Raw genomic sequence first — 9,784 nt, forward strand, 5'->3', positions numbered from 1 at the left:
CAGATTTGGAGTTCGACTGGATATTTCAGGTCGGTGTAACTCGTAAGAACAACGCGATCAGTCCCCTCTCCCTCTGGGAGAGGGCTAGGGTGAGGGCTTTGCTTCTAATGCCAGAAATAAAAAAAGGGCCGCACCCTGCCAAGGAGACGGCCCCGGAAAAACGTTGAATCTGTTACCGCGCAGTAATCACCGACAACTTGGTAATCCCCGCCCGTTCAATCGAAGCCATCGCCCGCGCCACTTCGCCGTAGTTCACCCCGTCATCGGCCTGCAATTGCACGCGCACTTCCGGGTCCTTGGCCTTGGCCGACTTGAGGTTGAATTCCAGCAAGTCCGGCTGAATCTCGTCCTTGTTGATAAACAGCTTGCCGGCGCCATCGATGCTCACCACCAGCGGGTCCTTCTGCTCGACCGGCGCCACCGCTTCGGTCTTCGGCAGGTTGATCGGGATCGCGTTGGTCAGCAGCGGCGCGGTGACGATAAACACCACCAGCAGCACCAGCATCACGTCCACCAGCGGCGTCACGTTGATCTCGCTGAGCACCTCATCACTGTCTTGCGTGGAGAAAGCCATATCAGGACGCCTCCTTCACTTTTGCTGCGTTGCCGGTTACTGCGACCTTGTGCGCAGTCGGGTGGATCAATACGCGGAACGCACTCTTCTGCGCCAGGCTGTAGAAGTCGTGGGCGAAGTCATCCAGATCCGCCGCCGTCAGTTTCAACCGACGCAAAAAGTAGTTGTAAACCAGCACCGCTGGCACCGCGACGGCGATCCCCACACCCGTTGCGACCAGTGCCGCACCGATCGGCCCGGCCACCGTTTCCAGGCTCGCCGAACCGGCCGCGCTGATGCCTTTCAACGCTTCCATGATTCCCCACACCGTGCCGAACAAACCAATGAACGGCGACGTACTGCCAATACTGGCGACCACTGCCAGGCCTGTCTCCAGCGAACGCCGTTCGCGGACGATCTGCTGGCGCAAGGCGCGCTCGAGGCGATCCTGATGGTTGATCGCCTGGCTCAAATCATTGGCCTGTGGCGCCTCGCCCACCTGAATCGCCGCGTAACCGGCCTGCGCCACCCGCGCCGCAGCGCCGGGTTGGGTTTCGCTCAATTCAGCGGCGGAATCGAGACTGGACGCCGCCCAGAAGCGTTTATGAAAACGCCGGTCCTGCGCCTTCAGACGCCCGAATTGCCAAGCCTTGAGCAATGCCAGGCCCCAAGTGGCGACGGAAAAAACCACCAGCAGCCAGATCACCGCGCTTTCGATGGATTCCAGTGGAGATGCCAGTAACGTCATGATGTATTCCTCGTGTAAACGTTTCGCGCGAATTTGGTTTCGGTTTAATGAATCTTGAAATCGATGGGCACGCTGACCCAGCCGTCCTGGGCGACATCACCCTGCTTGGCCGGGACGAAACTCCAACGCTTCACGGCGTTCAGCGCCGCGTCGTCGAGCTGCTGCCGGCCGCTGCTTTTGGCTATCTGGATCTCACCCGGCTTGCCGCTGGCCAGCACATGCACACGCAGCAACACCGTGCCTTCCCAGCCGCGACGCTGAGCCAGCGACGGGTATTCCGGCGCCGGGTTTTTCAGGTACGCGGCATTCGCTGAGGCGGGGGTTACCGGTGCCGGCGCGGGGGGAGCAGGTGGCGCTGGCGCGGCAACCGGGGCAGCCGGTTGTGGCGGCGCCGGTGGTTGCTCCACGGCTTTCGGTGCTGGTTTGGGTGCCTGTTTAACCACCGGTTTGGGTTTCGGAACCGGTTTGGGCGGCGGCGGTTTTACCGCCAGTTCGTCTTCCACTGGCGGTGGTGGCTCAACCACAGGCGCGGGCGGCGGTGGCTCGACAACCGGTGGCGCTGGCGGCGCCGGGCGCGAGAATTCGATGGTCATCGGCGGAATTTCCGGCGGCACAATCGGCAGCACCGGCGTCGGCTTCTGGCTGATCCAGTAGATCACCGCGCCATGCACCACCAACGCGAGCACGCCAAGCAGAATAGTTTCGCGCCGACTCAGAATGCCCTTGGGCGCACGTTGCAAACGCAACTGCCCCAGCGGCACACGATGCGGCCGGCCGAGATCGACCAACTCGCCACCCGGCGTCTGACGCCACAGCAATTCCTCTGCGCTGGCGGCGGTCTGGACATTGCCCATTGATTCACTCCCTGCGGTCTTTTTGCGTTCTCTACAAAAACTGCCGATCGACCGTTTGTTGAATCCCCCACGGTGGATCGATGGGTGAATCATTGGGCTTGTCGCTTATCTCCGAAAGTAATCTTTAACGTTATGCATAGGTCCTTATGGAATATAAGAATTGATCAATTCCGCCAAAGCCACGTGCCACGCGGGCTGCAGCGATGGGTGAAAAAACGCATGCTTTTCAGGCATTGAAAGTATTCATTCAACGCATCAAATTCGCCTGAGCCGGTTTGCAGGACAACTAATACCAAGTAGATAGTTGATTATTATTTTTTCCCGGAACAACAAAAAAGGCCGGCACACTTTCGTGCGGCGGCCTTTATCGATTACGCGTGGATTATTGTTTGACGAATTCCCCTGCAAGGGTCACTACTTCACCGTCAAAGTTAGTACGGGAACCGGCCGCGCGCACTTTTGCGTAATTGTGATCAGGAGAAAACAATGACCACGCTTGAAATCCGCTATTACCATTCAGACCGACAAACGTGATGGTGGTAGGTTGTCCGGTGCTGTTCTGGAAATGGTAATGCCCGTAGCTGACGTCATAGTTAACGCCGCCCTGGCTGAACGTGCCGCTGAATGTACCGTTGGCGTCGTTGCCATCGGTAATCGTCAGTTTGGCGCCAGCGTTGGCGTTTACATAAGTGCCATTAATGCTCGACATGATTCGATTTCCTTTATCGTTGGGATAAGTGTCTTCCGATGAGAGCAAGTTTCCTCCTGGAAACTCACGACAGTCAGGATGGTTGGACATTCAACTATTGTCCACGCGAGTGACTAACGAAATTGCAATAAGCACCCTTCAACTCGCTCATAACTTATCGCCGTTCGTTCGAGCACTAATTCCAATTCAACTAACGACTGGCATTGGCTTGCTGCACGTTGATAACCGGTACATTAACCGCCGTCTCCGAGCGTGGCGTACCCGCTGGCACCCAGTCATAACTCACAGGTAACGCCCGATAGACCCAGTTGCTGATCGCATCGCTGCCCGGCGCTTTGCCCAGATACGGGCTGACGTATTCCCAGACGTTCTCACCGTTGGCCGTCACCTGGAAAAACCGCCCGTTCATGCCCTCGTCGATCAACGTGTTGCCATTGGGCAAGCGCCGAGCACTGCTGATAAACGAACTGTAGAACGCCCACCCCGGTTGCTTCGAATTGGCTGCGCTGTATTGCCAGACGATCTGGTTTTTCACCGGGTCGATTTCCAACACCCGCGAACCGGAAATCAGCCCAAGCGTGACATTGGGATAACCCGCCGAACCCTGGTTGTCGAACACCAGCAAGTTACCGGCACCAGGCAATCCGGCCGGGATTATGTGTGCATCATGCTGACCGACAAACTGATCCACAGGACGCGGCAGTTTCTGCGCGGTTTTCGGGTTGATCAGCGGCAAATTCGGTCCGAGACGCCAGACCACTTTGCCGCTGCTTTTATCAATGATCGCGATGAAGTTGGCATTGCGTGAGTCGATCAACAGGTTATCCGGATTGAAGCGCTTGTCACCGGCATCAAACCACTTGTTCGGCCCGACCAGGCTGAGGTTGTTGATATGCAGGTAGTCCGGATTTTCGCTGGCGCGCACCAGCTTCAACTGCTCGGCGGTGAAACCGAACTCATTGAGATGCTCCGAGGCCAGCCACTGCCATTTCACCGCGCCTTCGGGGCTGACTTCATAGATCGCATCGTCGATCACCTCGGGCACTTTGAAGCCTTTGACCTTGTGCACCTTGTTCGCCAGCACCACGGTGTTGCCGTTACTCAAACGGCGCTGATCATGGTGTTGTTGCGCGGCGCCACCGGGCGCCTTGTCGCCCCACTGCCAGACGACTTTGCCGCTCCAGTCCAGCTCACCGATGCTCTGATTGCCCAGCCCGTTGCCGGCCGAACCGAGTTTGCCGGGATCCTTTTCACTCAGTTGCAGCAGCACATGCCCGCGCTCGCCGCCGACCAGTTTTGGATCGATGATCGCTGACGGGAAACCTGCCTGTGGCCAGGTTTTCACCTCGTTGCCGTTCATGTCGATCAGGTGTGTCTGCTTGTCGGCGCCGCTGAAAATCACGTACTGGTTGAACGCCTTGTTCGGGTCGTAACGAGTGACGCCCGTCGGGTAAACACTCGGTGCGGCGAAGGCGCCGGCACTGAGCACTGCGCCGGACAGCAACACCGGCAAAGCGGTTTTGATACGCAACATGATGCAGCTCCTTGAGTGACGAATCAGAAGTCGTAGCGACCGGTTACGCCGAGGGTGCGCGGTGTGCCGAGCAGGCCTTCATAGCCGCCGTTGCCGCCCGTCCACAGGGTTGTGTAATAGGTTTTGTCGAAAGCGTTTTTCAGCCACAGCGACACGTCCCACTGGCCTTGGTTGAAGTCGCCGCGCAGGCCGGTGGAAAAGTTGACCACGGCGTAACTCGGGATCTGCCCGTAGTCGGAATCCTCGACCGTACCGACGGCTTTCGAGCGGAATGCATAGCTCGCGGTGACGTAAGGTTCGAAGCCGTTATCCAGATTCCATTTGTATTCGCCGTTGGCGTTGCCGATCCATTTCGAAGCGCCGACCACTTGATGGCCGCTGAGGTCGCAAGACGCTGGAGCACCCGGCGCCTGACTGACTTCCGGCGGGCATGGGGCATCTTTGTACGAGAGGTAGCTGACGTCGTTGTAGGAGCCGTTGATGTTCAAGGTCAGGCCGCGCAGCGGGATCACCGTGCTTTCGAACTCGACACCGCGCGAACGCACGGAACCGGCGTTGGTCAGGTATTGCACGCGGTTTTCGGCGTCGTAGGCGTTCGTCTGGTAAGCGTTGACCTGCGTCCAGAAAACGTTGGCGTTGAGTTGCAGACGGTGATCCCACAGCGTGCTTTTGAAACCGAGTTCGGCGTTGTTCGCGCGTTCGGTGCCGATCAGCAGTGAATCGGCGCCGGCCACCGGAGCGGAACCGACCGCGAGGTTAACCCCGCCGGATTTCTCGCCGTGGGACAGCGTGGCGTAGCCGAGCACATCGTCGGTAATCCGGTAGCTGAGATTGAGCAGCCCGGAGGGACTGGAGCTGTACTGATTCAAGTCGCCGGAATCGTAAGCGCCGGCACGACCGCGTCGCGCCGTGGCCGCAGCGCCCGTTACGGTCGCGCCACCCAGCGGCGCATCGCGCGTGACCCAGGCAGATTTCTCTTCATACGTGCCACGCACCCCGGCGGTGAAATCCAGCCGCTCGCTGAGGTGCCAGGTGCCTTGGGCGAACAACGCAAAACTGTCGGTCTTGATATGGCCGTTGCCGACACTGGTGACGTTGGCCAGCGCACCGGGAGCCGTACCATTCCAGATATCCGCTTGCGGTCCGTAATAGGCGAAGGATTTATTGTCCAGATCCGAGCCGAAGTAGTAAGCGCCGACGACGTAATCAAAGAACTCGCCCTTGGGCGAGGCCAGGCGAAATTCCTGCGAATACTGTTTGTCCTCCACCGACACCCCGGCGTTGTAACTCGCCGGCACGTTGAGGCCGTCGTCGTTGCGCGGGGTGAAATTCCAGAAGCGATAGGAGCTGATTGAGGTCAGCGTGAAGTCGCTCGGCAGCGTCCAGTTGGCTTCCACCGACGTGCCACCCTGATGCACGGTAACGTGCTGGTCGTTGTCCAGATTGACCTTGCGGTGCGAACCGTTGACCAATGTTGCGCCGGCCGCGTTGGCGCGCGACTGGTACAGGTTGACGCCGTTGATGGTCGGCCCGGTGTTGTAGAGCACGCGGGTGCCGGCGCTGGAATCCTCCTCGTTGTAGTCACCGATCCAGCGCAGGTTGAAATCTTCATTGGGCTTGAATAGCAGTTGCGCGCGGAAGCCCTCGCGCGAGCCGCCATTCAAATCATGGCCGTCGTATTCGTTTTTGATGTCACCGTCGCTGCGTGTGCGGTAGGCCGAAAAACGCCCGGCCAGTTGATCGTTGAGCGGGCCGGAAATGGTGCCCTTGGTCTGGAAATACCCGTCCTCGCCGACCGAGGTTTCGATGCTGCGTTCGGGCGTGAAGGTTGGCGCGCGGGTGCTGATATTGATCACCCCGGCGGTGGTGTTTTTGCCGAACAGCGTGCCCTGCGGCCCCCGCAAGACTTCAAGCTGTTCGATGTCCATCAAGTCAAACACCGCCATCCCCGGGCGGCCCAGATAGACGTTGTCGATGTACAGGCCGACGCTGCCTTCCAGGCCATCGCTGGCCGGGTTATTACCCAGGCCGCGGATCGATACGCTGGACTGGCGTGCGTGCATGTAGGCGACGTTGACGCTGGGCACCAGTTGCTGCAAATCCTGAATCCGGTAGACCCGTTGCGTCTCCAGATTCTGCCCGCTAACCACGCTCATCGGCGTTGGTACATCTTGCGAACTTTCTTCGCGGCGGCGGGTGGTGACGGTCACGGTTTCCAGTTGCGAACTGTTGGCAGCGGGCTTGCCGGCCGGCACTGGCGCCGGGGTTTCAGCATCGGCGGCGTAACCGTGAGTCCAGCTCGCGCTCCCTGCCAGCAACAGGGCCAGAGGCAGGCGTTTGAGCCGTCGTGGCGTTAAGGGTGACGCAAGGTTCAACGGACTCATGGCGCGGCTCCTGGTCAAAAAACACACAGACATCTTCAATGCTGTATATTCTTTTAGGTTATTTATTTATGTTTTTACAAAGATTTACTGCATAAGAGATTGCCTTTATAAGGAGTCGACGTAATGCATATCCAATGCATTTCCCGGATATTTTTTATGTGAAAAATGCATATCGACTTGCGCCAACTTCGTCACTTCATCGCCTTGGCTGAACAACGCAGCTTCGTCGCCGGCGCGCAGGCGGTGAACCTGTCGCAGTCGGCGTTCAGCCGCAGCATTCAGGCGCTTGAGCACAGCGTCGGCTGTCAGTTGGTTGATCGCGGGCGCAAGGAATTGCCACCGACCAAACAAGGTCAGGTCTTGCTCGAACATGCGCGGCGGCTGGTCAGCGGCGCGCAGCAGATGGCCAACGAGATCAGCCAGTTCAATGGGCTGGAGGCCGGGGAATTGCGCTTCGGATGTGGGCCTGCGCCGGCGGCAGGTTTGATTCCACGGGCGATTGGCAGCTTCATCGGGCGCTATCCGAAAGCGCGGGTGCAGTTCCAGGTCGATGACTGGCAGAGCCTGAGCAAGCGATTACTCAGCGAAGAGTTTGAATTCTTTGTCGCTGACACTCGGCACTTCGAGGCCGATCCGGATTACCTGACCTACCGGCTGCGACCGCGCAAGTGGCATTTCTGTTGCCGCGCAGGGCATCCATTGGCCGGGTTTGATCGGGTCACCGCCGAGCAATTGATGAGCTATCCGCTGGCGGTAAGTATTCGTCCGCCGAACCTGCGCAAGGTCATTGTCGACCTCAGTGGGCGGCCGGATTTCACGCCGAATGTCGAATGTGAAAACAGCTCCAGTTTGCTCAGTGTGGTGCTGCGTTCGGATGCGATCGGGATTGTCGGGGCATATTCCGATGCGCTGCATCAAGCCAAGGGAGAGTTGATGTGTTTGCGCATCGAAGGGTTGGCCGATGATCTTGAGGAGTTGTACACCCGTTACGGGATCGTCAGCCGGGCGGGGTATCGGTTGTCGCCGTTGGCCGAGGCGATGATTGAGCAGATCAAGGCGATTGATGCGGTAGATGAGGAGGTCTGTTCACTGGACGGACTCGCTGTCTGATCTACCGCTATCGCGAGCAGGCTCACTCCTGCATTTGAAATGCGCGCACCTGTAGGAGTGAGCCTGCTCGCGATGGCGTAAGTTCAGGCACCGATGCACTGCCTGCATAAAACCCATTCCCCAAATGCACTTGCCGAACACCCCCACCGAAAGCGAAAACCCTCGCCTGTCCCATTGACCGGTGAACCCCATGCCCACCCCGCCAAACCCCGTACGCAATGTGCTGTACATCATGTGCGATCAACTGCGCCGCGATTACCTGTCCTGCTACGGCCATCCGCATCTGCACACGCCAAACATCGATCGCCTCGCCGCTGCCGGCGTACGTTTCAGCCGCGCCTACACCCAAGGCACGATCTGCGGCCCATCGCGGATGTCGGCCTACACCGGACGTTATGTCAGCAGCCATCAAGTGGCGTGGAACGCCGTGCCGCTGCCGCTGGAAGAACTGACGATTGGCGATTACCTGCGCCCGCACGGCATTCGTACCGCACTGGTCGGCAAGACCCACGCCACGGCGAATGTCGATGCCTTGCAACGCCTGGCGATCAATCCCGAAAGCGAGCAAGCCGAAATCCTCAACGAAGTCGGTTTCGAACCCTACATGCGCCACGACGGCATCTACCCCGACGACCCGCTGTTCGACGACAAACGCGAATCCGCGCCCTACACCCATTACCTGCGTGAACACGGCTTCGACGGCAAAAACCCCTGGCACGACTGGGCCAATGCCGCCGAAGGCGAAAACGGCGAAATCCTCAGCGGCTGGAAAATGCGTCATGCGAATTTGCCAGCACGAATTCCCGAGCAACACTCGGAGACTGTCTACACTACAAATCGAGCCATCGACTTCATCACCGAGCAAGGCGAGAAATCGTGGTGTTTACACCTCTCGTATATCAAACCGCACTGGCCTTACATCGTACCAGCACCGTACCACGCCTTGTACAGTACGAAATCGATTCTCGAAGCGGTCCGCGCGACGCCCTCCGAAGCCAGCAAACACCCCGTATACACTGCGTTTCGCCAGCATGAGGAAAGCCTCAACTTTTCCCGCGATTCAGTACGATTGACTGTAATCCCTACGTACATGGGTCTGATCAAGCAGGTGGATGATCAACTCGGACGGCTGTTCGATTTTCTGCAGAGCAACGGTCGCTGGGATGACACTTTGATCGTGTTCACCAGCGATCACGGCGACTTTCTCGGTGATCACTGGCTCGGCGAGAAGGAGTTTTTGCTGGAGCAGGCGGTGGGGGTGCCGTTGATCGTGCGCGACCCTCGGGCGGCGGCGGATGTCACCCGGGGAACCGTCGATGATCGACTGACAGAAACCATCGATGCGTTGCCGACGTTTCTTCAGGCATTGGGATTGCCGGGCGCGGAGCATCGGCTTGAAGGGCGTTCGTTGATCCCGCTTCTGCACGGTGAACATCCGGACTGGCGCCGCTATGCAATCAGCGAATACGACTACGCCTTCCAGGCGCCGGCACGTGAGCGTTTGGGCCAGCCGATTGATCGTTGCCGGATGACCATGGTGCGCAGCGAGCGCTGGAAATACCTGGCGTACGACGGCTTTCGGCCGCAGTTGTTTGATCTGCTCAATGATCCGCAGGAGTTGCGTGATCTGGGGGATGACCCGGCGTATGCAGCGGTGCGCGAGGAGCATGCGGGGTATTTGTTTGAGTGGGTGCGGGGGTTGAAGCGGCGCACCACGATCAGTCATCGGGAGATAGATTTGCGCGGGCAGCGGTTTCGCTACGGTGAGCCGGAGACCGAGAAGGTTGTTCAGATTGGTGTTTGGTAGCGGGAAGAGCCCCTCACCCTAACCCTCTCCCTGTATGTACCGGAGACATGGTGGACACATGTTCGGAGACATAGTGGACGGTTTT

Annotated in this window: 8 protein-coding genes; 2 read left to right on the forward strand and 6 right to left on the reverse strand. The window is 58.7% G+C overall.

The window, feature by feature from the left end; genetic code table 11:
- Positions 1–172 precede the first annotated feature (172 nt).
- The 6 genes from PMI23_RS24040 to PMI23_RS24065 all read right to left on the reverse strand — a co-directional run bounded on the left by PMI23_RS24040 (position 173) and on the right by PMI23_RS24065 (position 6,782).
- Positions 173–574, reverse strand: a complete 402-nt coding sequence (locus PMI23_RS24040; protein WP_003220570.1) for an ExbD/TolR family protein — start codon at positions 572–574, stop codon at positions 173–175.
- A gap of 1 nt (position 575) precedes the next feature.
- Entirely contained in the window at positions 576–1,301 is a 726-nt protein-coding gene (locus PMI23_RS24045) for a MotA/TolQ/ExbB proton channel family protein (protein ID WP_007919147.1), read from the reverse strand.
- A 44-nt stretch (positions 1,302–1,345) separates the two neighbouring features.
- On the reverse strand, positions 1,346–2,155 hold the full coding sequence (locus PMI23_RS24050; protein WP_007919146.1) for an energy transducer TonB: 810 nt from the start codon (positions 2,153–2,155) through the stop codon (positions 1,346–1,348).
- 382 nt (positions 2,156–2,537) lie between these two features.
- Positions 2,538–2,864 carry a hypothetical protein gene (locus PMI23_RS24055; protein ID WP_007919145.1) on the reverse strand — a complete coding sequence of 109 codons (327 nt, stop codon included), beginning with the start codon at positions 2,862–2,864 and terminating at the stop codon, positions 2,538–2,540.
- 190 nt (positions 2,865–3,054) lie between these two features.
- Entirely contained in the window at positions 3,055–4,398 is a 1,344-nt protein-coding gene (locus tag PMI23_RS24060; protein WP_007919144.1) for an aryl-sulfate sulfotransferase, read from the reverse strand.
- 23 nt (positions 4,399–4,421) lie between these two features.
- Positions 4,422–6,782 carry a TonB-dependent receptor gene (locus tag PMI23_RS24065; protein WP_007950164.1) on the reverse strand — a complete coding sequence of 787 codons (2,361 nt, stop codon included), beginning with the start codon at positions 6,780–6,782 and terminating at the stop codon, positions 4,422–4,424.
- A gap of 165 nt (positions 6,783–6,947) precedes the next feature.
- On the opposite strand from PMI23_RS24065, the gene PMI23_RS24070 reads away from it, so the two are divergent.
- Together PMI23_RS24070 and PMI23_RS24075 are read left to right on the forward strand one after the other, a co-directional pair.
- Complete coding sequence (locus tag PMI23_RS24070; protein WP_007919139.1) at positions 6,948–7,892, forward strand: LysR family transcriptional regulator; 945 nt, start codon at positions 6,948–6,950, stop codon at positions 7,890–7,892.
- A gap of 190 nt (positions 7,893–8,082) precedes the next feature.
- Positions 8,083–9,699 carry an alkaline phosphatase family protein gene (locus PMI23_RS24075; RefSeq protein ID WP_007919137.1) on the forward strand — a complete coding sequence of 539 codons (1,617 nt, stop codon included), beginning with the start codon at positions 8,083–8,085 and terminating at the stop codon, positions 9,697–9,699.
- Positions 9,700–9,784 lie beyond the last annotated feature (85 nt).

The sequence above is a fragment of the Pseudomonas sp. GM24 genome (assembly GCF_000282235.1).
GTDB lineage: Bacteria > Pseudomonadota > Gammaproteobacteria > Pseudomonadales > Pseudomonadaceae > Aquipseudomonas.

What these genes read in the sequence shown, in the direction of transcription:
- PMI23_RS24040 (WP_003220570.1), bottom strand. Translation starts at nt 574, where the DNA reads ATGGCTTTCTCCACGCAAGACAGTGATGAGGTGCTCAGCGAGATCAAC.
- PMI23_RS24045 (WP_007919147.1), bottom strand. Translation starts at nt 1,301, where the DNA reads ATGACGTTACTGGCATCTCCACTGGAATCCATCGAAAGCGCGGTGATC.
- PMI23_RS24050 (WP_007919146.1), bottom strand. Translation starts at nt 2,155, where the DNA reads ATGGGCAATGTCCAGACCGCCGCCAGCGCAGAGGAATTGCTGTGGCGT.
- PMI23_RS24055 (WP_007919145.1), bottom strand. Translation starts at nt 2,864, where the DNA reads ATGTCGAGCATTAATGGCACTTATGTAAACGCCAACGCTGGCGCCAAA.
- PMI23_RS24060 (WP_007919144.1), bottom strand. Translation starts at nt 4,398, where the DNA reads ATGTTGCGTATCAAAACCGCTTTGCCGGTGTTGCTGTCCGGCGCAGTG.
- PMI23_RS24065 (WP_007950164.1), bottom strand. Translation starts at nt 6,782, where the DNA reads ATGAGTCCGTTGAACCTTGCGTCACCCTTAACGCCACGACGGCTCAAA.
- PMI23_RS24070 (WP_007919139.1), top strand. Translation starts at nt 6,948, where the DNA reads ATGCATATCGACTTGCGCCAACTTCGTCACTTCATCGCCTTGGCTGAA.
- PMI23_RS24075 (WP_007919137.1), top strand. Translation starts at nt 8,083, where the DNA reads ATGCCCACCCCGCCAAACCCCGTACGCAATGTGCTGTACATCATGTGC.